The sequence below is a fragment of the Streptomyces sp. NPDC036813 genome, assembly GCF_055609245.1.
In genome coordinates this window covers 219,434-241,442 of sequence record NZ_JBVJPV010000002.1, presented here as the reverse complement: position 1 = coordinate 241,442, position 22,009 = coordinate 219,434, and the positions used below count along the sequence as shown (strand labels likewise).

Genomic DNA, 22,009 nt, shown 5'->3' with positions numbered 1-22,009 from the left:
GGGGGCGGCCACCGCGGCACGGGCGTTACACTGTGACACATGACGCCTATTCGTCACAACGATGGGGACAACGATCCGGTGCTCGACGCGGTGCGCGACTGCGTTCTGGCCGTCGGCGTCCGCCGCACGACCCTGACCGACGTGGCGCGCCGCGCGGGCGTCTCCCGGATGACGCTGTACCGGCGCTGGCCCGATGTGCGCTCCCTGGTCGGAGACCTGATGACGCGCGAGTGGGTCGGCGTGGCGACCGCCGCCATGCCGCAGCGGGCGCCGGGCCGCAGCGCGCGGGAACTCATCGTCGAGGGGCTGGTGCACGGCGTCGAGGCCTTCCGCGCCCATCCGCTCTTCAACAAGATCGTCGACGTCGATCCGGAACTGCTCCTGCCGTACGTGCTGGACCGGCGCGGCGCGAGCCAGGAGGCCCTGCTGGAGCTGCTGGCCGGCGGCGTGCGCGACGGTCACGCCGACGGGTCGGTCCGCGCCGGTCACCCCGAACGCCAGGCCCGCGCCCTGCTGCTGGTCGTCCAGTCGTTCACGCTGTCGCTGCGGACGATGACCGACGAGGACGACCCGGACCTCAACGCCGCCGCCCTCCTCGGGGAGTTGCGGACCATCCTGGAGAGGACCCTGACGCCATGAGCGCCTTGATCACCGACGCCCCGCATCCCGGCTCGTCCCTGTCCGCCGCGCGCCGCACCCGCGAACTCGCCGCGACCGTCGGCGCCGAGCCGGTGGACGTCCTGGTCGTCGGGCTGGGCGCGACCGGCGCCGGAGTCGCCCTGGACGCGGCCGCCCGGGGGCTGACGGTGGCCGCCGTCGACGCCCAGGACCTGGCCTTCGGCACCTCGCGGTGGAGCTCCAAGCTCATCCACGGCGGCCTGCGCTACCTCGCCTCCGCGCAGTTCGACGTGGCGCACGAGAGCGCCGTGGAACGCGGCGTGCTGATGGAGCGCACCGCGCCGCACCTGGTGCGCGCCCAGCCGTTCGTCCTGCCGCTGACGCCGCTGGTGTCGCGCGGTCAGGCGGCGCTGGCGTGGGCCGGGTTCCGGGCGGGTGACGCACTGCGGCTGGCCGCGCGCACGGCCCGTGGCACACTGCCGGCGCCGCGCCGCCTCTCCGCGGTGGAGAGCCGCACGCTCGCCCCCGGTCTGCGCTCCCAAGGGCTGCGCGGCGGCCTGCTCTCCTGGGACGGCAAGCTCACGGACGACGCCCGCCTGGTCACCGCCCTCGCCCGCACCGCGGCGGCGCACGGCGCGCGCGTGCTGACCCGGGTACGAGCCCTGGAGCTCTCCGGTGCGGGCGCCCGGGTGCGCGACGAACTCACCGGCGAGGAGGGCTTCCTGCGCGCCCGCGCGGTGATCAACGCGACCGGTGTGTGGGCGGACGGCCTGGTCGGCGGCATCCGGATCCGCCCCTCGCGCGGCACCCACCTCGTCCTGCGCGCCGACCGCCTCGGCCCGCTGCCGGCCGGCCTGCACATCCCCGTCCCCGGCGAGACCAACCGTTTCGTCCTCGTCCTGCCGCAGGGCGACGGCCGGGTCTACGTCGGCCTCACGGACGAACCCGTCGAGGGGCCGGTGCCGGACGTGCCCGAGGTCCCGGAGACGGACATCGGCTTCCTGCTCGACATCCTCGGCTCCGCGCTGGACACCCCGCTGCACCGCGACGATGTCGCGGGAGCCTTCGCGGGGCTGCGCCCCCTGTTGGACACCGCCGGTGACGGCACGTCGGCCAGGACCTCCGACATCTCGCGCCGGCACGCGGTGCTGACCTCCTCCGACGGGGTCGTCACCATCGTCGGCGGCAAGCTCACCACCTACCGGCGCATGGCCGAGGACGCCGTCGACCGCGCCGTCGCCACCCACCGCCTGCCCGCCGGCCCCTCCCCCACCGCCGCGCTGCCGCTGGTCGGCGCCGCCGCTCCGGCCCGGCTCGGCACACTGCCCGCACCCCGCCGCCTCGTCCAGCGGTACGGCACCGAGGCCGCCGCCCTTCAGGCCCTCGCCGCGCACGACCCGCGGCTGGGTGAACCCGTCCTGCCCGGCCACCCGGTCACCGGCGCCGAACTCCTGTGGGCCGTGCGCCACGAGGGCGCGCTCGACGCCTCGGACGTCCTCGACCGCCGTACCCGGATCGGAGTGGTGCCCGAGGACCGCGAGGCGGCACTGCCGGCCGTGGAGGAGATCGTCGGCGAGGCCCTGGCCACGCTCGGCTGACGCAAGCGCATACCTTGCCGGATCCGCGCGGCAGCGAACCGGCCATGGTCACCCGAGAGAGCAACTACGCGCTGAGCGGCCCCAGTTGGCCGTTCAGCGCGTTTTCGTCGTACGGAAACATGACCGAAACCGCGTTCCTCCGGCAACTATGCCAACGGCCGCTGGCGCCTTTAACCTGACTCGTCAGTAAGTCCGCACTGCCTGCGGCGCGACCGTCCCTCACAGCCTTCGCGTGCCCTCGCTCGTGCCGCCGGTCCCTCACCCCTCTCGCCCCCGGGCGCCGTTCGCCGCACCCGCACCGAAAGGACAAAGAGGATGAAAGACCAGCAAGGCAGACAGGTGGTCGGCCGGATCAGATGGCGGCGGTTCGCGCTGCTCGCCGTTCCCGGCTGTGCGGCCACCGCCGCGCTCGGCATCGCACTGGCGCAGGGCGCCGTCGCCGCCTCGTTCGCCGTCTCGGGCCAGCAGTTCAAGGTGTCCGCGGACAGTCTCACCGGCCAGGGGTTCGCCCAGTACGGCAACATCGACACCAACGCCCGAGGCGACCTCCTGCCGGTCGCGACCGTCGGCATCCGCACAGCGAAGATCAACAACCTCTGTCAGTCGGTGGTCACCAAGCTCCCCGTGCTCGGCAACATCTCGCTCACCCTGACCGCCGGTGCCGGGGACACCCCCGTCGAGGCGGAGAACCTCTTCCTCGACGCCACCCAGCTCGAGGGCAACGCCACCTTCCACACCATCGAGATCGGCCGGGACGCCTCCACCCTCGACAAGGGGCCGGAGGGCGCGCAGGGCATGCAGGACGCCTTCTCCCAGCAGGCCGACGACATGCAGATCGACAACCTCAGGCAGGTGGCGTGGGCGGCCAACGCCGGCACCTTCAAGTTGTCCGGGCTCAAGATGAAGATCGCCAAGGGGAAGAAGGAATGTTTCTGAGCCGGCACGCGTGGCGCACCTGGCGCCGCAGCCGGCCCTTCTGGGGCGGTCTGGCCACCGTCGTCGCCGGGGCCGAGATCTGCGTCCTCCCGCTCGCCCCGCTCGAGGTCATGCTCGAACAGGGCGTCGCCGGGCTGCCGTCCGTCCTGCTCGGCCTGGTCATGGTCGTGCTGGGCCTGTCCGCGTGGATCGCCCCGCACCACCGCGGCCTGGCGGGCGTCCTGACCGTCCTGCTGGCCGTCGCCGCCCTGGTCATGTCCAACCTCGGCGGATTCCTGTTCGGCACCGTCCTCGGCATCGTCGGCGGCTCGATGATCTTCGCCTGGCAGCCGGTGCCGGACACGGACGCCACCGGGTCCGCCACGCCCCTCGGCTCCGGCGAGTCCGCCGGCTCCGCTGCTTCCGGCGAGTCCGCCACGTCCCTCAACCCCGCCGACTCCGCTGCTTCCGGCGAGTCCGCCGACTCCGCCGTGCCCGCCGAGTCCCGTCTCGGCACCCCCGGTACGCCACCCCCCACAGGCGCCACCGTGCACCACATCGCACCGACCGTTCCCGTCCCGTCAGCCGATACGCACGGAAAGGGATCCACACCATGACACGTCCCCACAGTGTCCGGACGCTCCTCGCCATAGCCACCGGTGCCGCAGCCACCAGCGCGCTGCTGCTCGCCGGCCCGGCAGCCGAGGCGCAGACCGCCGCCGGGTCGACCACGGTCACCCCGGCCGGGCACGCCTACAAGGCCACGCTCTCCGGCAAGGCCACGTTCAAGGCCGGCACCGTGACCCTCACCTGTTCGGTCTCCTCCACGACCGGCCAGGTCCCCGCCGCGCCCGCCAACCACAACGACGCCGGCCCGGTGTCCTCCACCCTCGCCGCTCCCACGTTCAGTTCGTGCACGTCCAGCCTGCCCGGCGTCACCCCCACGGTCACCACCAGCGGCACGTGGGGCATCTCCGTCCAGAACGGCGCGCCGAGCACCGCGACCCTGACCGTCCCCCAGGGCGGTCTGGTCGTCAGGACGAGCGGCCTGGCCACCTGCACGATCACCTCCGCGCCGAGCGGCCCGGCGCCCATCGCGGGCAGCTGGACCAACGGCGCGCCCTCCAGCCTGGCCTTCGCCAACGCCGTCGTGCCCGTGACCGTCACCGGCACGTTCGGCTGCCCGACCAGCGCCACGACCTCCACCGTCAACCTGGCCTACACCGTGGCCGACACGACCGATCCCGCCCAGCAGATCACCGTCGGCGCCTGACCCGGCCGACCCCGGGGTGCGCAGGCTCCGTCCTGCGCACCCCCTGGCACGTCCTCGTCGTTTTCCAGCCGTTCGTATGACGCGCCCTCGGATGGCGTCCGCGCGCCGGCCCACGCATCGTATTCTTCTACTCGCCTGTAGAAACTTGCCGGCCAGGAACGACGCACAAGAAGGAGTGAACGCCACGATGGTGTTCAAGCGACTGCTCGGTTCGCTCGGCGTGGGCGGCCCCACGGTCGACACCGTTCTCGACCCCGGACCGGTCCGGCCCGGCTCCGTCCTGTCCGGGCAGGTGCATCTGCGGGGCGGTGGCGCCGAGTTCACCGTCGAGCACATCGCCCTGGAGCTGGTGGCCCGGGTCGAGACCGAGCACGCCGACGGCGAGAGCGAGGGCATGGTCGCCTTCGAGCGCCGCACCGTCGGGGGCGGCTTCCGGCTCGGCGCGGACGAGGTGCGCAGCCTGCCCTTCAGCCTGGTGCTGCCGTGGGAGACGCCGGTCACCGAACTGCACGGGCAAGGGCTGGGCGTCGTCCTCGGCGTACGCACCGAGCTGGCGGTGGCCGGGGCACGGGACAAGGGCGACCTGGACCCGCTCGCCGTCACCCCGCTGCCCGTCCAGGAGGCGATCCTGGAGGCCTTCGGCCGACTCGGCTTCTCTTTCCGCTCGGCCGACCTCGAACGGGGACACATCGGCGGCACCGGGCAGCAACTGCCCTTCTACCAGGAGATCGAGCTGACACCGGCGCCGCAGTACGCCCACGCGGTGAACGAGGTCGAGGTCACCTTCCTGGCCGGTCCGGCCGGGGTGGAAGTCGTCCTGGAGGCCGACAAGCGCGGCGGGTTGTTCTCCTCGGGCCACGACGCGCTCACCCGCTGCACCGTCGGCCACCACGACGTGCGGGACTGGAACGCGGAGGTCGACGGCTGGATCCGCCGGCTCGTCGAGCAGCGGCCCGCACACGGCACACCCGCGGGATACGCCCCAGGGCACGACGCACACCACCACACCGGTCACCACTCTGGTCCCGGCATCGGCACCGCCGTCGCTGCGGGGGCCGCCGGTCTCGCGGTCGGTGTCGTGGGCGGCATGGTCGCGGCCGAAGTCGTCGACGAGATCGGGGACTTCTTCGAGGGCGACGACGAAGGCGACAACGGCGAGGACTGACGCCGGAACGACGCGGGACCGCCGTTCGTATCAAGGAGGGGAAGCGGCGCGACCCGCCCCTTTCCCTCCTGATATTTTCTACACCGTTGTAGAAATTCACGTGCAGCTCCGGCCGCTCCCCGGCCGGGGACAGCTCACACTGGTAGGGAGTCGGCATGGCCCTGTGGGACCGCATCAAGGACTCGGCGTCGCAGATGCAGACGCAGCTCGTGGCGAAGAAGAACGACCTGAAGAGCGGCGCCTTCCGCGACGCCAGTATGGCGATGTGCGCACTCGTCGCGGCCGCCGACGGCACCGTCGACCCCTCGGAGCGCCAGCGGGTGGCGCAGCTCATCGGCACCAACGAGGTGCTGCAGAACTTCCCGGCGGACGACCTGCGCCGCCGGTTCGAGGACAACCTGAACAAGCTGACCGCCGACTTCGCCTTCGGCAAGGTCAGCGTGCTGCAGGAGGTCGCCAAGGCGAAGAAGAAGCCCGCCGAGGCGCGCGCCGTCATCCAGATCGGCATCGTCATCGGCGGCGCCGACGGCGACTTCGACAAGGACGAGCAGGCCGTGGTCCGCGAGGCGTGCTACGCGCTGGACCTGCCGCCGCACGAGTTCGACCTCTGACCGACGCGACGCCATGGCATCGTCTGACACGGGTGGAGCGGCTCGCGGGCAGACGGACGACACTCAGGGGGAACCGATCGTGAGCAGTACGGACCGCACCCGGCCGGCGGCCCGGGGCGCGGCACCCTCGTCCGCGCGCCGCAACCGGGCCGCTGACGTCAGCGGCTTCTTCGCGCTGGGCGCGGTCGCCTCGCTCGGCAACTTCGCCACCGGCATCGCCTGGATCAACCCGGGCGTCTTCGTCGGCATGGCGGTGCTGTGCGCGCTGATCGCCATCCCCGCCGGTCATGTGGGCCGCTACCGCGGCCGGCGCTCGGGCGGCGAGGGACGCGGGCTGGCGTTGGCGGGCATCCTGACGGGCTGGCTGGTGCTGGTCGTCTGTGCCTTGGCCGGGCTGGCCGTCCTGGGGCTCGTCGCCGGCCTCGCGGTCGTGGTGGACCACGCCTGAGATCCGTACTTCCCGGTCTGACGATGGCTCCCGCGGCACCGCTCACGCCCCGGGGACCGGGCTCGACGTCCCTCATGCCGGGCCGCCTCGCGCTTGCGCCGCGCACCGGCCGCCGCGAGCACGGCGCGTCCCAGGCCCCGTCTCGCGCCTACGGCGCACACCGCCCGCCGCGAGTACGGCGCCGATGAGGCACAGCACGCCCGGCGGCCAGGACGGCCGTGTACACGCCGTTCATGACGGCGGCTCACGTGCGCGTGGTGTCCCGCAGCCGACCGTCGCGGACCTCCACGACCTGGTCGGCGTGGCCCAGATGGGTGGGGTCGTGGGTGACCAGGACGGTGGCCGTGGCCCGTTCGCGGGTCAGCCGGGTGAGCAGGTCGATCACGGCGGCGCCGCGTGCCCGGTCCAGTGCGCTGGTGGGCTCGTCGACCAGCAGGACCGTCGGCTCGTTCATCAACGCGCGGGCGATCGCGACGCGTTGGCGCTGGCCGCCGGAGAGCTGGTGGGGGCGACGCGCGGCCTGCCCGGACAGACCGACGGCGTCCAGCAGCTCCAGGGCCCTTCCGCGCGCCGCGCCGGGACGACGGCCGGCGAGATGCGCCATGACCTTAAGCTGTTCCACGGCGGTCAGTGAGGGCAGGAGGCTGGGCTGCTGGAACACCAGCCCGATCCGCCGCCGGCGCAGCCCGGTCAGCTCGGCCCGGGACAGGCCGGTGGTGGCGGTGCCGTCGACGGTGACCGTGCCGTGGTCCGGGGTCAGCAGGGTGGCCGCGACGGCCAGCAGGCTGGACTTGCCGGAGCCGGAGGGGCCGACCACGGCGGTCAGGCTGCCCTTCGGCACGGTGAGGCTGACGTGGTCCAGGGCGGTCAGGCGGCGCTCGCCGTCGGGGTAGGTGAGGGTGATGTCGGCGAGACGCAGGCTCATCGGGCGTTCCCCAGGGCGGTCAGCGGATCGACGGAGGTGACACGGCGGACGGCCAGCGCGGCGCCGAGCGCACCGAGCAGAACCAGGACACCGGCGGGCACGAGGACCGTCGCGGGCGTGAGGACGAACGGCACCGCGCGCCCGGCGACCAGGGCGCCCACGGTGACGGCGAGGACCGTGCCGACCAGGGTGCCGCCGGTCAGCACAGCGACGGCCTGCCCGAGAGCGTCCTTCAGCAGCGTGCCGGTGGAGGCGCCGAGGGCCTTGAGGACGGCGATGTCGCCGCTGCGCTGGATGGTCCACACGGTGAAGAAGGCGCCGACGACCAGCGCGGAGATGCCGAACAGGAAGGCGCGCATCAGTTGCAGGGAGCCGTTCTCGGAGGTGTAGGAGCCGATCGCGGCCAGGGAGGCGTCCTTGGACACGGTCTCGGTGTGGGCCCGGGCGTCGGCGGCCGTCAGGTCGGTGCCGGGCGCCGTGGTCAGGGCGATCACCGTCGCGGTCGTACCCGCGCCCCCGCTGGGGGGTGCGGTGCCGCGCCAGGTGGTGAGGCTGGTCCACACGACCGGCGTGTGGCTGAACGACGCGTCTCCTCGAACGGCGCTAACCGTCAGCCGGTGCCCGGCGAGCGTGAGCGTGTCGCCGGCCTCGACACCGAGATCGTCGGCGGCCCCGGTCGACAGCACCGCCGAGCGGTCGTCGATGCGGTCGCCGTCGGGTGCGAGGGCGGAGCCGGGCAGCACGCCGAAGACGGACACCCCGGCGCTGCGTGTCCCGGCAGTGGCCTTGGCCGGGGTGATGCCGAGCGGTTCGGCACGCGTGACACCGGGCGTGGCGGCCCAGAGCCGCCACTGCTCCTCGGTGACGGTGGAATCGGTGTACGACAGGCCGCGGCCGCCGGCCGGGGAGTCGAAGGCTATGCGGTCGGCGGGAAGAGAGGTGATCGCTGAGGTGCTCTGCCGGCTCAGGCCCGCTGTCAGTCCGGACAGCAGGCCGACCAGCAGGGTGATCAGCACGATGACGGTACCCATGAGGGCGAACCGCCCCTTGGCGAAGCGGAGGTCCCGCCAGGCGACGAACACGGCTGTGGCCAGGCCTTTCCACGAGGGTGAAGGGGAACGGCCCCACCTTCTCCCCCGGCCCGGTGCGCGCACATCCGGCCGGGGAGTGCACTTCGCGGGCCGAAAGATGTCCGGGCGCTTGCACCTTTCGACAGAGGCGGCGCCCGGCGTGCGGACCGTAAGGTGGCCCGGAGACCTCCCTGATCCGTGAGCACCGTGAACATCTGCGCAAGGGCCGTGACCGCCACCACCTCACCCCCGACCACCCCGACGACCCGGGTCCTGACCTGGTGCCTGCATCTGCTGGTCGTCGGGCTGCTCGCACTGGCCGCCGTCCGGGCCGTCGCCTCCGGCGGGCCCCGTCCCGCGGCGGTCACCGCCGTCGCCGCACTCTGCGGGCTCGTCTACGCGGCCGGTCCGCTGCTGCCGCGCGTGCGGGTCTCGCGCCGGGCGGCCGCGGTCTGGCTGGGCGCCGTCGGCGTCGTATGGCTGGGGTTGCTGGCGCTGACCGCCGACGGGGTGTGGGTGGCGTTCCCCCTGTACTTCCTGCAGCTCCACCTGCTGCCCCGGCGTGCGGGTCTGGCCGCCGTCGCGGCGACCGCGGCGGCCGCGATCGCCGGCTTCGCCGCACACCAGGGCTCTTTCGGCCCCGCGATGGCGATCGGTCCGGCGCTCGGCGCGGCCGTGGCGGTGGCCGTGGTGTGGGGCTATCAGGCCCTGTACCGGGAGAGCGAACAGCGGCGCAGGCTGATCGAGGAGCTGACCGCGACGCGCGCCGACCTGGCCGCCGCCGAGCACACGGCCGGGGTGCTGGCCGAGCGGGAGCGGCTGGCCCGCGAGATCCACGACACGCTCGCCCAGGGGCTGTCCAGCATCCAGCTGCTGCTGACCGCGGCCAGGCGGGCGCTGCCCGGCGCCGTGGACGTCGCGGCGGGCCATGTCGAGCAGGCACGGCAGGCCGCGGTGGACAACCTCGCCGAGGCCCGGCGTTTCGTGGCCGCGCTCGCCCCGCCGGCGCTGGACGGCAGCACGCTCGCCGACGCCCTGGAACGGCTGTGCGTCACCACGTCCGCGCGCCATCCGCTCGCCGCGCGCCTGCACCGCACCGGCACACCGGCACCGCTGCCCACCGGGCACGAGGTGGCGCTGCTGCGGATCGCCCAGTCCGCCGTGTCCAACACCGTGCGCCACGCCCGCGCCACCCGTGTCGACATCACGCTCGGCCACCTCGGCGCGGAGGTGACCCTGGATGTCGTCGACGACGGCACCGGTTTTGACCCGCAGCTGCTGCCGGTCCCCGACCCCGAGGGCGGCGGGTTCGGTCTCGCCGCCGCACGGGCGCGGGTGCAGGAGCTGGGCGGCACCTTCGCCCTCACGTCCGCGCCGGGGCGGGGCACCGCCCTGCACGTGCGGCTGCCGCTGACCCCGTCCACCGACTCCGAGCCCGAGGCCCGCCCGTGACCGACGCGCCCATCCGCCTGCTGCTGGCCGACGACCACCCCGTGGTGCGGGCCGGACTGCGCGCCGTCCTGGAGACCGAACCCGGTCTTGCCGTGGTGGCCGAGGCCGCCACCGCCGAGGAGGCCGTCGTACGGGCGGCCGGCGGGGACATCGACGTGGTGCTGATGGATCTGCAGTTCAAGGGCGGTATGAACGGCGCCGAGGCCACGGCCGCGATCACGGCGCGACCGGGCGCGCCGCGCGTCGTCATCGTCACCACCTACGACTCCGACGCCGACACCCTGCCCGCCATCGAGGCCGGGGCCACCGGCTATCTGCTGAAGGACGCGCGGCCCGAGGAGCTGGCCGCGGCCGTGCGCACCGCCGCGGCCGGCCGTTCGGCGCTCGCCCCGGCGGTCGCGGACCGGCTGCTGCACCGGCTGCGCACGCCGGGGACGTCGCTCACGCGGCGCGAGACGGAGGTGCTGGGCCTGGTGGCCGACGGGTTGTCGAACCAGGCCGTGGCCGGGCGGCTGCACCTCACCGAGGGGACCGTGAAGTCGCACCTGGCGCGGGTGTACGCCAAGCTCGGCGTGGACTCGCGCACCGCCGCGGTCGCCGTCGCCACGGATCTGGGCCTGATCCGTCGCTGACGGGTCAGGCGCAGCCCCAGGCGGACATGCCCTGCTGGGCGGCGAGGCGCCGGGCGACCTTGATCTGCTGACGCCGGGTCGCGAGGTCGGCGCGCGGGGCATATCTGAGCCCGCCGGCCGCCCGCCAACTGGATCGGCTGAACTGCAGGCCGCCGTAGTAGCCGTTGCCGGTGTTGGCCCTCCAGTTGCCTCCGGACTCGCAGGCCGCGATGGCGTCCCAGTCCGTTCCGAACCTCGGCTGGGCCTCGGCGGTCGTCGCGGCCGTGCTCAGCGCGGCCAGGGTCGTCACGAGCACCAGCGCCGTCCTCGCGCGGCGGGACGGGCGGGCGGCGGCACGGGGCATCACTCTCTGCAGCGATTTCATGCCCGTACTGTTACATCATGTGACGATATGAAGCGGGCATCTCCGCGGCCGGTCGTGTCATGTCGCCTGCATTCGGGGGACGCTCCGGCGCCTCCCCGGCGGGGCGCGGCACGGGCGCGCGGGGCGTGTCCCGGGCTCCCGTCTCGAGGTCGGCCAGCAGCCGGCGCAGGGCGGCGGCGCCGAGCGGCGGGGGCTGCCCGTCCAGGTCCGCGAGGGCCCGGCCGGCCCGGCGCCAGGCGCGGGCGGTGCGGCCCTGATGGTGGTCGACGAAGGCCCGGGCGTAGCGGGCGAGAGCACACGCCCAGGCGTCGTCGCGGGTCTCGGGCCGGGTGAGGGCCCGGTGGGCGCTGCGGCGCGCGGCGCCCGGCGCGAAGGCCGCCTGGGCGATGGCCAGGGCCGACAGGGCGACCGCCGCCGAGGGGCCGCCGGGGGCTCCGGGCGGAATGATCCGCGCGGCGTCCTCGAAGTGCTCGGCGGCGGCCCGCAGATCGTGCCGGTGCAGTGCGAGGACACCCTGGGCATGGGCGATCCGGCCGACGGTGGCGTCGTCGCCGGCACGCACGGCCGCCGGCCAGGCCCGGGCGAGCAGCTCGCCGGCCTGCCGTGGATGGGTGCCGGCCCGCAGCCAGGCCGTCAGCCACAGGGCCCGGACCGTGAGAGGGCCCTCGGGGTCGCACAGCGGGAGCAGCCGTACGAGGTGGTCACCGCCCTGCTCGGCGTGGTCGTACACGCCCCACCAGAACCACAGGTCGAGCATCGTCTCCAGGGCCGTCTCGGCCTGTCCGGGCTCGGTGAGGGCGTGCCGGACGGCGGCGGTGAGGTCGGCGTGCTCGTCCCGCGCGAGCTGTGCCGCCTGGCTCTGGCCGCCGGCGTGCCACAGGTCCGCGGCGACGGAGGCCACGCGGCGGCAGTGGATCGCCCGGCGTTCCGCGGCGACCGGGTACTCCCCCGCCTCGCGCAGCCGCTCGGTGCCGAACTCGCGGGCGGCGCGCGTCATCCGGTAGCGGACGGGCACGACGCCGCCGGGGTCGGTGACCGGGGTGAGGATGCCGGCCGTGGCCAGCCGGGCCAGGCAGGACGGGACCTGGTCGGGCGTCACGCCACCGCCCGCACACAGGAACACCGCCGTCGACTCGGCGAACGACCCCGCGAAGACACCGGCCCGGCCCCACACCATCCGCAGGTCCCGGTCGCACAGCACGTAGTCGGCGCCAACGGCCGCGCGCAGCGAGCGGTGCCGCCGCAGGGTGGCCTCGGCGTCGGACAGCCAGCCCTGGCGACGCGCGGTGAGGGCGGCGAGGCGGCGCAGGGGGTGGTGGGCGACCTGGGCCGCGGCGAGTTCGATGGCCAGCGGATTGCCTTCCAGGTGGCCGCAGATGGCGCCGATGGCCGGCAGGTCGCCGTCCGCCGGGGCGAACTCCGGTGCTGCCCGCCGGGCGCGGTCGAGGAAGAGGCGGACCGCCGGCGCCGGGGCGCCGTCACGGGCCTCGGTACGCAGCGGGGCGAGGCGCAGGACGCGTTCGTCCCCGAGCCCGAGGGGTCGGCGCGAGGTCACCAGCACGCGCAGGGCGGGCGCCGCCATGAGCAACCGCTGCACGAGACCGGTGCACTCGCTGTGGGCCGGGTCGACGTCGTCGAGGAACAGCAGGAGCGGGGAGACGGGCAGGACGGTGGCAAGGCCAGGGGCCGTGGCCGCTCGTCCGGCCAGGGCCTGGGGTGCCGCGGGCGCCGGCGTCCCGGAACCGTGCGCCGATGGACGGCCGGTCACGGCCTGCGTCACCGTAGCCGTCGGCGTCCCGGGCGCGGCCGTGAGTGCTCGTCCGGCCAGGGCCTCCACGACGGCGGCCGTCAGCGTGCCGGGGGCGGCCGGTCCGCTGCCCTGGACGCGGACGGTGACGGCCTGTCCCCAGGGTGCGTCGGCGGTCCGGGCGGCCGCGGTGGCGGCCAGTCGGCTCTTGCCCAGGCCCGCCGTGCCGGTGACGGTCACCAGGCGGTGGCGGGTCAACAGGCCGGTGAGCCGGGCGACATCGCGGCTGCGGCCGACCAGGGGCGCGGACGGCGGCTTTGGCGCGCCGGCACTTGTCCACACGTGCATGACTCCCCGTCGTCGTACGGCATGGGCGACCGTCGGCGCCGCGGCCCGGGGGTCGGCCGCCCCGGGTGCAGAACCGTCACTGCAAGCGGCGCCTCAGCTACCCAACGGGTCGTGGTCACCGCCGGTGGCGCGGGTGCGCGCCGGACCACACCGGACGGTGAGCACATGGACATGTGTACGACGAGGCCGCCGCCCGTCGGTCACGGACGGCGGCCCCGGCCGCCAGGTGCGCACCCGCCGCGGTGTCAGGAGTCGTCCAAGCGGCGCAGGTCCTCCTCGTCCCAGGTCCGGGTGTCCCGGGGCTGCGTGTACGGCTCGGTGCCGGCCGGCAGCCCGCCCGCGATGGCCCGCTGCCGCACGGTCTCCGCGTCGAACTCCAGGCCCAGCAGCACCGCGAGGTTGCCGATCCACAGCCACACCAGGAAGACGATGACGCCGGCCATGGTGCCGTAGGTCTTGTTGTACGACGCGAAGTTGGCGACGTAGACGGCAAACCCGCCGGAGGCGATCAGCCAGATCAGCAGGGCCAGGAAGCTGCCCGGGGTGATCCACCGGAACCCCTTGACCTTGGCGTTGGGGGCTGCCCAGTACAGCAGCGCGATCATCACGGTGACCAGGAGGACCAGCACCGGCCACTTCGCGATCGACCACACCGTCAGGGCGGTGTCGCCCAGGCCGAGGGCGTCCCCGGCCCTGCGGGCGATGCCTCCGGTGAAGACCACGATGAGCGCGCTCACCACGGCCAGCACCATCAGCACGGCCGTGACACCGAGCCGCACCGGAAGGATCTTCCATACGGGCCGGCCCTCCGGCATGTCGTAGACGGCGTTGGCCGCCCGCATGAACGCCGCCACATAACCGGAAGCGGACCACAGCGCGACCACCACGCCGACGACCGCCATGAGGGAGCCGATGCCGGCGTTCCCCTGCAACTGCTCGACGGCCCGGGTGAGGATGTCGCGCGCCGAACCGGGCGCGAGCTTGCGGATGTTGTCCAGCACCTTGTCCGTGGTCGAGCGGCCGGTGAGGCCGAGGATGGACACCAGCACCAGCAGCGCCGGGAAGAGGGCCAGTACCCCGTAGTACGTCAGGGCGGCCGCCCGGTCGGTCAGTTCGTCGTCCTTGAACTCCCGCAGGCTCCCCTTGAGGATCCGCCGCCATGCCCCCTTCGGCAGTTTCGTCGGGGTGTCGGGCGCCCGGCGCTCCACATCGGGCCCGGGACCCATGTCCTCGGGCGCCGGTGCGGGCGCGCGTTCCGCCTCGCCGTCGCCGTGTTCCTTCCGTCCCGGAAGATGCAGCTTCGCCATGCCCGCCGGGTAACCCCCGCGCGCGCTCCCATTCCGCCACGTTGATCCGGCACTCCCTGGCGACCTCGCATTTTGTTGGTTTCCGTTCGGATCTTTTGGGTGCAGGGGGTCTTTTCAGGTCACCGACCGACTGTTAAGAAATGAAGCCACACGAGTTACTGACACGTGTAACTCGTTCAATTCCCTCATCAGCCGCTCCCTGGTCCGTCACGGTCTCCCGCCTGCCGTCACGTCCGGGGTCCGCCTGCCCACACCATCGAGGAGGGCACCGTGGCCCTTTCGTCCCCCGCGGCCACCGCCGCCGGCCGCCCCGACGGCCCCGCCCGTCCCGCACGCGGTCTGATGCCGCTGCTGCTGCTCGGCAACACCGCGATGTACGCGCTCTACATCGGCGTCGCCGGGGTCCTGCTCGCCCTCCAGGTGGAGCATGTCGACCCGGCCCACAAGGAGGCCAACCTGGGGCTCGTCACCGGGATCGCCGCGGTCTTCGCGACCGTGTTCAATCCGCTCGCCGGGGCCCTGTCGGACCGCACCGGCCGCCGCAACCCGTGGATCCTGGGCGGCGGACTGCTCGCGCTGCCCGCCGCGTTCCTGCTGGGCAGCGTGCACACGGTCCTGCTCATCACCATCGGCTGGTGCCTGGTACAGGCCGTGATGAACGTCTACCAGGCCGCCCTGACCTCGGTCGTCCCCGACCGGATACCGCTTCACAGCCGCGGCAGGGCCTCCGCGGCCGTGGGCCTCGGCCTGCCGCTGGGCAGCATCGCCGGCGCGCTGGTGGCGGCCGCCTTCACCGACCGCTACCGCACCGGCTATCTGCTCTTCGGCGCACTCGTCGCCGTGACCGCCGTCGCCTTCACCGCTTGTACACGGGAACAGCGGCTGCCCGCGCGGCCGTCCACGCCGGTCTCGGCGCAGGTCAGGGCGTTCGCCGGGGCGCTGAAAGTGGCCGACTTCCGCTGGGCGTTCATCGGCCGGGCCCTGCTCGTCCTGGGCTACTTCCTGGTCAACACCTACCTGGTCTACATCCTGCAGGACCACATCGACCTGCCCGCCGGGATGGAGCCGGCCGAGGCGGTGGCCGTGGTGACGCCGGTGACCAGCGTCGCGATGATGCTCTCCACCGTGCTCGGCGGCTACCTATCCGACCGGCTCGACCGGCGCAAACTGTTCGTCGGCGCCTCGGCGCTGCTGTCCGCGCTGGGCCTGCTGGTCCCGGCCCTCTCCCCCACCTGGCCGGCCGTGCTCGTCTTCGCCGGGGTCGTGGGCCTCGGCTTCGGCTGCTTCATGGCCGTGGACACCGCGCTGGTCACGCTGGTCCTGCCGAGCGCCGAGGACGCCGCCCGGGACATGGGCGTGCTGAACATCGCCAACGCGGGACCGCAGATCATGGCGCCCTTCGCCGCCTCGGTCATCGTCACCCTCACCGGCGGCTACACCGCTCTGTTCGTGGCCGCGGCCGTCCTCTCCGTCGCCGGAGCACTGTCGGTGCGCCCGATCCGCAGCGTGCGGTGACCGGTCTCGCGGCCCGGAAAACAGTCGTATGAACAAGAACGGACACTCACCCATGCAGACGAAACACCGCCCCCGGCGGCCGGCCGGCCGCCGGCGCGGCGCACGCGCCCTCGCCGTGACGGCCGCCCTCGGCTCGGCGCTGTTGCTGGGCGCGGCCACCACCCCCGCCGCCCCTGCCCGGCACGGTGAGCGGCCCCCGCTCACCGGCATGCGGGTCCTGCTGAGCAACGACGACTCGATGCAGGCCGCCCGGGCCGACGGCGCCGACGGGCGCGGCCTGTACGAGATACGCAAGGCGCTGTGTTCGGCCGGGGCCGATGTGGTGGTGCTCGCGCCGTGGCAGTACATGAGCGGCGCCGGCACGAGCGTCAGCAACAGCGGTGCCTTCACGGCCCAGCGCCGTACGCAGCTGCCCGCCCGCTACGCCGGAGACTGCTCCGGTGCGCCCACCGGGGGCGCGGTGTTCGGCCTGTGCCGCACCGCCGGCACACCGGCTTGCACGTCCACCTCGCCGAGCGCGACGCCGGCGGACACCGTCGGATTCGCGCTGCGCGGCGGACTGCGGGCGCTGACCGGCTGGACCACGGCGCCGGACGCGGTGGTCACCGGGGTCAACTCCGGGCCGAACGTGAGCTCGCAGGTGAACGACTCGGGGACCGCCGGAGCCGCGCTGGCCGCAGTCGACGAGCGGGTACCGGCCGTGGCGTTCAGCGCCTGGGTCGCGGACGGCTCGACGCTGCCGAGCGACGCGACCTACCAGGCGGCGGCCCGGTACGGCGCCTCTCTGCTGGCCCGGCTGCGCGCGCACCGCCTGCTCTCCCCCACCTACGCGCTGAACGTCAACTACCCGGATGCGACCGCGGGTTCGGGGCCGAAGGGGGAGCGCTGGACCCGGGTCGGGGACGGCACGGTGGCCGTGCACACCTATCGGCAGGCAGCCGACGGCACCTTCACCGTGGGCGGCGCGCTGTGCCCGCAGGCCCCCGGGTGCCGTACCGAGACACGCGAGGACGCCGACAGCACGGCGGTCGCCGCGGGTCACGTCTCCCTGAGCGTCCTCACACCCGACCGGACCGCGCCCGCCGACCAGGACACCGCCCGGCTGCGGGCGTACCTCAGCGGGCACCACCGCTGACCCCCCGGCGCGACAAGCCGCCCGCGCGAGCGGGCACACACGAAGGGAAGAACCACGACCGTGCTGCTCAACACCCGTGAATGGGGTACCGGCGAGCGGACCGCTCTGCTGGTCCACGGCATCATGTCCGACGCCCGCACCTGGCACCGGGTCGGCCCGCTGCTCGCCCACCGCGGTTACCGCGTGATCGCCGTCGATCTGCGCGGGCACGGCGGCTCGCCGCGTGCCGCCGCCTACTCCCCGGAACTGTTCGCCGACGACCTGGTCGACACCCTCCCGGCGGGCGCCGACCTCGCCGTCGGGCACTCGCTCGGCGCTCTGTCGCTCCTGCTCGCCGTGGACCGGCTGCGGCCCGGCCGCGCCGTGTACGCCGACCCCGCCTGGTCCACCGCCGACCCGCAGGCCGCCGTGGACCCGACGGTGTTCATCGGTTTCAAGAACGCCACCCGTGAGCAGATCACCGCGCTCAACCCGGCCTGGGCCGACGAGGACGTGGACGTGGAGCTGGCCACCCTCGCCGACTGGGATCCGCGGACCGCGCAGTTCCTGGGCGGCGCGCCCCTGCGGGGCTTCCTGCCCCGGCACGCGGAGGTCCCGTCGCTGGTGGCGCTCGCCGAGCCCAGCTTCCTGGTGGGGCCGGGCGACGCGGAGCGGCTGCGTGGCCGCGGCTTCGAGGTGCGGACCGTGCCGGGCGCCGGGCACACCCTCCACCGCGACGATCTGGAGGGGTTCCTCAAGGCGCTCGACGGCTGGATCTGATCGCCGCGTCCGGGCCTGCCGACGCGGGATCACGCCGCGTCGGCCGGCCCGGGCGCGCCGCGTCAGCCGCCCAGGGCCGCCAGCACCACGCCCTTGGCCTCCTCCTGGACCCGGCCGAGGTGGTCGGCGCCGAGGAAGGACTCGGCGTAGATCTTGTACACGTCCTCGGTGCCGGAGGGGCGGGCCGCGAACCAGGCGTTGGCGGTGCTCACCTTGATGCCGCCGATGGCCGCGCCGTTGCCGGGGGCCTCGGTGAGGACACCGGTGACGGCCTCACCGGCCAGGGTGTCGGCGCCGACCTGGGCCGGGGACAACTTGCCGAGCAGCGCCTTCTCCTCGCGGGTGGCGGGGGCGTCGGTGCGCGCGTAGGCGGGCTCGCCGTAGCGGGCGGTCAGGTCGGCGTAGTGCTGCGAGGGGGTCCGGCCGGTGACCGCGGTGATCTCGGAGGCCAGCAGGGCGAGCAGGATGCCGTCCTTGTCGGTGGTCCACACCGAGCCGTCGCGGCGCAGGAAGGACGCGCCGGCCGACTCCTCGCCGCCGAAGCCGAGGGAGCCGTCGAGCAGTCCGTCGACGAACCACTTGAAGCCGACCGGTACTTCGACCAGACGGCGGCCGAGGCCCTCGGCGACCCGGTCGATCATCGCGGAGGACACCAGGGTCTTGCCGACACCGGCGCCGGCCGGCCACTGCTCACGGTGACGGTAGAGGTAGTCGATGGCGACGGCGAGGTAGTGGTTGGGGTTCATCAGCCCGGCGTCCGGGGTGACGATGCCGTGCCGGTCGGCGTCCGCGTCGTTGCCGGTGGCGATCTGGAACCGGTCGCGCTGGGCGATGAGCGAGGCCATCGCGTTGGGCGAGGAGCAGTCCATGCGGATCTTGCCGTCCCAGTCCAGCGTCATGAAGCGCCAGGTGGGATCGGTGAGCGGGTTGACCACGGTCAGGTCGATGCCGTGCTGTTCGGCGATGCGTCCCCAGTACGCCACGGACGCCCCGCCGAGCGGGTCGGCGCCGATGCGGACACCGGCCGAGCGGACGGCGTCCAGGTCGAGGACGCTGGGCAGGTCGGCCACATAGGCGCCCAGGTAGTCGTACCGCCCCGTGGTCGCGGCGGCCAGAGCCCGCGCGTACGGGATGCGGCGGACGTCCTTCAGCCCGTCGCGGATGAGGTCGTTGGCACGGTCCTGGATCCAGGAGGTCGCTTCGGAGCCGGCGGGGCCGCCGCTGGGCGGGTTGTACTTGAAGCCGCCGTCGGCGGGCGGGTTGTGCGACGGGGTGACGACGACGCCGTCGGCGAGGCCGGAGGTGCGGCCGCGGTTGTGGGCGAGGATGGCGTGCGACAGCGCCGGGGTGGGGGTGTAGCCGTCGGCGCTGTCGATGAGCACGGTGACGTCGTTGGCGGCGAACACCTCCAGGGCGGTGGCCTTGGCGGGCTCGGACAGCGCGTGGGTGTCGGCGCCGAGGAAGAGGGGCCCGTCGATGCCCTGGGCGTGGCGGTACTCGCAGATCGCCTGGCTGGTGGCGGCGATGTGGTCCTCGTTGAAGGCCGTCGCCAGGGACGAGCCGCGGTGACCGGACGTGCCGAAGGCCACGCGCTGGGCCGGTTCGGCCGGGTCGGGGTGCAGTGTGTAGTACGCGGTGACCAGCCGGGCGACGTCGACGAGGTCCTCGGGTCCGGCCTGCTTGCCCGCTCGCTCGTGCTGCATGTGTGCCCGCTCCTCCGGTTGGGTTCGGTCCCTGGTAGATCGTTCCTGCCCTGCTCATCTTTCCAGGTCGTACGGAGATCCCGCGAGGGTGGGCACCGGGGGGCCGCGTCAGTGGTCGGTGCGGTCGCGCGGGGGCGGCGGCTCGCCGGCGGTGAGGTGTTCGAGGACCTCGACGAGTTCCTGGCAGGCCTTCTCCACCGAGCGGCGGGTGTTGAGCTGCTCGGTGATCACGGCCGACAGCAGGAGGGCGGTCAGGGCCATGGAGCCGTTGAAGGCCTGGAGTTTCACCATCACCTCGACCCGGGTGAGCTGTGCGAAGGGGCCGACGCGGTCGGTGGCGGCGACGGTGGCCAGGACGGAGGTGAGCAGCGCGCACAGCATGCTGCCCGCGAGGCGGAAGCGCAGGGCCGCCCAGATCAGCAGCGGGTAGACGAGGAAGAGCACGCTGAGGGTCGAGTGGGTGGCCAGCGGGATCAGGGCGCAGGCGATCACGGCGAGAAGGAGGGCCTCCTTCCAGCGGGTGAGGGGAGGCCGCCCGCCGAGGGTGTACAGCATCAGCAGCAACGGGGTGACGATCAGTACGCCCATGGCGTCGCCGACCCACCAGGCCAGCCAGACCGGCCAGAAGTCGCCGGCGGGAAGTTTGCCGGTGCCGACGAGCAGGCCGACGCCCGCGAAGGAACTCACCAGCATGGCGGTCAGGGCGCCGAGGAACACGAGCGCGAGCCCGTCGCGTAACCGGCTCAGGCTGAGCCGGAAGCCGGCGCGGCGCAGCAGCAGGCAGGCGCAGACGGGGGCGAGCGTGTTGCCCGCGACGGTGCCGAGCACGTCGAAATGGACGGGGGCGATGGACGCGATGAGCAGCAGTGTCCCCACGGCGACGCCGGGCCACACGTGCAGACCGAGGATCAGCAGCGCGGCCACGGCGACGCCGGAGGCGGGGAAGATGGGGGTGACGACCGCGCTCTCGACCACGAGCTGCCGCATCAGGCCGAGCCGGCCGGCCGCGTAGTAGCAGGCGGCGACGGCCAGCGCCTGAAGCACGATCACGGCCGGTCGCCGCAGGTCCCGGGAAGCCACCACACCGCCATGAGACACCGCCACCCGGACTCGGCAAGACGGGACGCGCCGAGATCCCGCCCTATGGCCGAGCGACGCTCCACAACGCGACGGCCCGCAGCCACGCACACCACGGCGCTGCTGCACCCGCGTACGGCGGGAAGGGGCCGGGGTGGGGGTGTCCGCCCGCAGCGTCCGGCACCGGCACAGAGCACCGCTCCGGGGAACGGGCGGCCGGACCGAGGACGGACACCCCCCGCCCCGGCCCCGACCCACGACGCACCGCAGGCGCGACACCAGCCCACCACGCACCGCCACGGGCTGCCGCAGGCACAAAAAGGGGCGCGGGGAACGGCGCGACCAGCCCCCACCGGCCCGCAGCCGAACCACGACCCGCCGCCGCAGGCAAAGGCGCCCAGCCACAACGCTCCCGCACAGGCGCCGCAGGCAAACACGCCCAGCCACAACGCCCCCGCACAGGCGCCGCAGGCAAAGGCACCGTCACTCCCCCCGAGGCACCACCCCGTCATGTCCCACGACAAGCACCGCCGCATCGTCCGCGTGCCCGACGCGCTCCGCGCCCCTGATCACCGCCGCGGCCAGCGACGTGGCCTCCAGGCCCGCGACCGCGGCTACTCCGGCGAGGCGAACCACCTGGTCAAGACCTTCGTCGACGCCGAGCGCCGGGCCCTCGACCACGCCGTCGGTGACGAGCACGAACACCCCGCCGGTGGTGAGGTGGTGGCGGGCGACCGGATAGGAGATGCCGTCCAGGACGCCCAGCGGCGGCCCTCCCTCCCCCTCGGCGATGCCGGAGCGGCCGTCGGCGGTGGCCCAGACGAACGGTATGTGGCCGGCCCGGGCGCTCTCCAGCAGCCCGGTGGCCGGGTCCAGCCGGATGAAGGTGCAGGTGGCGAAGAGATCCGTACCGAGGGACAGCAGCAGGTCGTTCGTCCGGGTGAGCAGTTCGCCCGGGTGGCTGGTGACGGAGGCCAGCGCGCGCAGCGCGACCCGGACCTGGCCCATGAAGGCGGCGGCGTCGATGTTGTGGCCCTGGACGTCGCCGATGGACAGGCCGATGCGGCCGTCGGGCAGGGTGAACGCGTCGTACCAGTCGCCGCCGACGCTCAGCCCCGAGTTGGCCGGCGTGTACTGCACGGCCAGATGGAAGCCGGGTGCGTCGGGCAGGTGGGCCGGGAGCATGCCGCGCTGGAGGGCGATGGCGAGCTCGACCTGCGAGCGCTGCAGTTCCGCGCGCTCGCGCGCCTGCGCGGTCAGGGCACCGAGCCTGGCCAGCAGCTCATCGCCGTCGTCCGACGGACGCTTGCGGGACATGATCACTCCGGCCGGGACGAAAGCCCCGCT

The 22,009-nt window shown here is 73.7% G+C and carries 21 protein-coding genes; 13 read left to right on the top strand and 8 right to left on the bottom strand.

Annotation, left to right across the window (positions count from 1 at the left end; translation table 11 throughout):
- Window positions 1–39 precede the first annotated feature (39 nt).
- The 8 genes from ACZ67Q_RS05140 to ACZ67Q_RS05105 all read left to right on the top strand — a co-directional run bounded on the left by ACZ67Q_RS05140 (window position 40) and on the right by ACZ67Q_RS05105 (window position 6,628).
- Window positions 40–639, top strand: a complete 600-nt coding sequence (locus ACZ67Q_RS05140) for a TetR/AcrR family transcriptional regulator (RefSeq protein WP_471176567.1) — start codon at window positions 40–42, stop codon at window positions 637–639.
- A complete protein-coding gene (locus ACZ67Q_RS05135) occupies window positions 636–2,216 on the top strand; it encodes a glycerol-3-phosphate dehydrogenase/oxidase (protein ID WP_471176564.1) in 1,581 nt (526 codons plus the stop codon). The genes ACZ67Q_RS05140 and ACZ67Q_RS05135 overlap by 4 nt, the downstream gene beginning before the upstream one ends.
- Window positions 2,217–2,531: 315 nt before the next feature.
- Window positions 2,532–3,152 (top strand): DUF6230 family protein, encoded by a 621-nt coding sequence (locus ACZ67Q_RS05130; protein WP_471176562.1) that lies wholly within the window; start codon window positions 2,532–2,534, stop codon window positions 3,150–3,152.
- Window positions 3,143–3,748: a DUF6114 domain-containing protein gene (locus ACZ67Q_RS05125; protein WP_471176560.1), complete on the top strand. Its 606-nt coding sequence runs from the start codon at window positions 3,143–3,145 to the stop codon at window positions 3,746–3,748. Before ACZ67Q_RS05130 ends, ACZ67Q_RS05125 begins: the two co-directional genes overlap by 10 nt.
- Window positions 3,745–4,404 (top strand): hypothetical protein, encoded by a 660-nt coding sequence (locus tag ACZ67Q_RS05120; protein WP_471176557.1) that lies wholly within the window; start codon window positions 3,745–3,747, stop codon window positions 4,402–4,404. The genes ACZ67Q_RS05125 and ACZ67Q_RS05120 overlap by 4 nt, the downstream gene beginning before the upstream one ends.
- A 187-nt stretch (window positions 4,405–4,591) precedes the next feature.
- On the top strand, window positions 4,592–5,569 hold the full coding sequence (locus tag ACZ67Q_RS05115) for a sporulation protein (protein WP_471176554.1): 978 nt from the start codon (window positions 4,592–4,594) through the stop codon (window positions 5,567–5,569).
- A gap of 155 nt (window positions 5,570–5,724) precedes the next feature.
- A complete protein-coding gene (locus ACZ67Q_RS05110; RefSeq protein ID WP_361638487.1) occupies window positions 5,725–6,180 on the top strand; it encodes a tellurite resistance TerB family protein in 456 nt (151 codons plus the stop codon).
- 79 nt (window positions 6,181–6,259) lie between these two features.
- Window positions 6,260–6,628, top strand: a complete 369-nt coding sequence (locus tag ACZ67Q_RS05105) for a DUF4190 domain-containing protein (protein ID WP_471176552.1) — start codon at window positions 6,260–6,262, stop codon at window positions 6,626–6,628.
- A 244-nt stretch (window positions 6,629–6,872) separates the two neighbouring features.
- Here the strand turns inward: ACZ67Q_RS05105 and ACZ67Q_RS05100 are convergent, their stop codons facing one another.
- Together ACZ67Q_RS05100 and ACZ67Q_RS05095 are read right to left on the bottom strand one after the other, a co-directional pair.
- The gene (locus ACZ67Q_RS05100; protein WP_471176549.1) at window positions 6,873–7,553 is read right to left on the bottom strand and encodes an ABC transporter ATP-binding protein; all 681 of its coding nucleotides are present in this window, start codon (window positions 7,551–7,553) and stop codon (window positions 6,873–6,875) included.
- Window positions 7,550–8,635, bottom strand: coding sequence for an ABC transporter permease (locus ACZ67Q_RS05095; protein ID WP_471176546.1), 1,086 nt, complete (start codon window positions 8,633–8,635; stop codon window positions 7,550–7,552). The genes ACZ67Q_RS05100 and ACZ67Q_RS05095 overlap by 4 nt, the downstream gene beginning before the upstream one ends.
- Before the next feature lie 195 nt (window positions 8,636–8,830).
- On the opposite strand from ACZ67Q_RS05095, the gene ACZ67Q_RS05090 reads away from it, so the two are divergent.
- Together ACZ67Q_RS05090 and ACZ67Q_RS05085 are read left to right on the top strand one after the other, a co-directional pair.
- Entirely contained in the window at window positions 8,831–10,075 is a 1,245-nt protein-coding gene (locus tag ACZ67Q_RS05090; protein ID WP_471177696.1) for a sensor histidine kinase, read from the top strand.
- Window positions 10,072–10,707 carry a response regulator gene (locus ACZ67Q_RS05085; RefSeq protein ID WP_471176544.1) on the top strand — a complete coding sequence of 212 codons (636 nt, stop codon included), beginning with the start codon at window positions 10,072–10,074 and terminating at the stop codon, window positions 10,705–10,707. Before ACZ67Q_RS05090 ends, ACZ67Q_RS05085 begins: the two co-directional genes overlap by 4 nt.
- Window positions 10,708–10,711: 4 nt before the next feature.
- Here the strand turns inward: ACZ67Q_RS05085 and ACZ67Q_RS05080 are convergent, their stop codons facing one another.
- The 3 genes from ACZ67Q_RS05080 to ACZ67Q_RS05070 form a co-directional block, all read right to left on the bottom strand.
- Window positions 10,712–11,071, bottom strand: a complete 360-nt coding sequence (locus tag ACZ67Q_RS05080; RefSeq protein WP_471176541.1) for a transglycosylase family protein — start codon at window positions 11,069–11,071, stop codon at window positions 10,712–10,714.
- Between the two features lie 10 nt (window positions 11,072–11,081).
- Window positions 11,082–13,166: an ATP-binding protein gene (locus tag ACZ67Q_RS05075; protein ID WP_471176539.1), complete on the bottom strand. Its 2,085-nt coding sequence runs from the start codon at window positions 13,164–13,166 to the stop codon at window positions 11,082–11,084.
- A 245-nt stretch (window positions 13,167–13,411) separates the two neighbouring features.
- Complete coding sequence (locus ACZ67Q_RS05070; RefSeq protein WP_471176536.1) at window positions 13,412–14,473, bottom strand: YihY/virulence factor BrkB family protein; 1,062 nt, start codon at window positions 14,471–14,473, stop codon at window positions 13,412–13,414.
- Between the two features lie 270 nt (window positions 14,474–14,743).
- Between ACZ67Q_RS05070 and ACZ67Q_RS05065 the strand changes: the two genes are divergently transcribed.
- Genes ACZ67Q_RS05065 through ACZ67Q_RS05055 form a run of 3 tightly spaced genes read left to right on the top strand, consistent with a single transcriptional unit; the run spans window position 14,744 to window position 17,882 of the window.
- Window positions 14,744–15,988: an MFS transporter gene (locus ACZ67Q_RS05065; RefSeq protein ID WP_471176534.1), complete on the top strand. Its 1,245-nt coding sequence runs from the start codon at window positions 14,744–14,746 to the stop codon at window positions 15,986–15,988.
- A 52-nt stretch (window positions 15,989–16,040) separates the two neighbouring features.
- Window positions 16,041–17,123, top strand: a complete 1,083-nt coding sequence (locus tag ACZ67Q_RS05060; protein WP_471176531.1) for a 5'/3'-nucleotidase SurE — start codon at window positions 16,041–16,043, stop codon at window positions 17,121–17,123.
- Window positions 17,124–17,183: 60 nt separating this feature from the next.
- A complete protein-coding gene (locus ACZ67Q_RS05055) occupies window positions 17,184–17,882 on the top strand; it encodes an alpha/beta fold hydrolase (RefSeq protein WP_471176528.1) in 699 nt (232 codons plus the stop codon).
- Between the two features lie 62 nt (window positions 17,883–17,944).
- Here ACZ67Q_RS05055 and pgm read toward each other — a convergent pair whose 3' ends face one another.
- From pgm to ACZ67Q_RS05040, 3 genes are all read right to left on the bottom strand, one after another.
- Entirely contained in the window at window positions 17,945–19,585 is a 1,641-nt protein-coding gene (pgm, locus tag ACZ67Q_RS05050; protein WP_471176526.1) for a phosphoglucomutase (alpha-D-glucose-1,6-bisphosphate-dependent), read from the bottom strand.
- 108 nt (window positions 19,586–19,693) lie between these two features.
- Window positions 19,694–20,668: an MASE1 domain-containing protein gene (locus tag ACZ67Q_RS05045; protein WP_471176523.1), complete on the bottom strand. Its 975-nt coding sequence runs from the start codon at window positions 20,666–20,668 to the stop codon at window positions 19,694–19,696.
- Window positions 20,669–21,145: 477 nt separating this feature from the next.
- On the bottom strand, window positions 21,146–21,979 hold the full coding sequence (locus tag ACZ67Q_RS05040) for a PP2C family protein-serine/threonine phosphatase (RefSeq protein WP_471176521.1): 834 nt from the start codon (window positions 21,977–21,979) through the stop codon (window positions 21,146–21,148).
- Window positions 21,980–22,009: the final 30 nt, after the last annotated feature.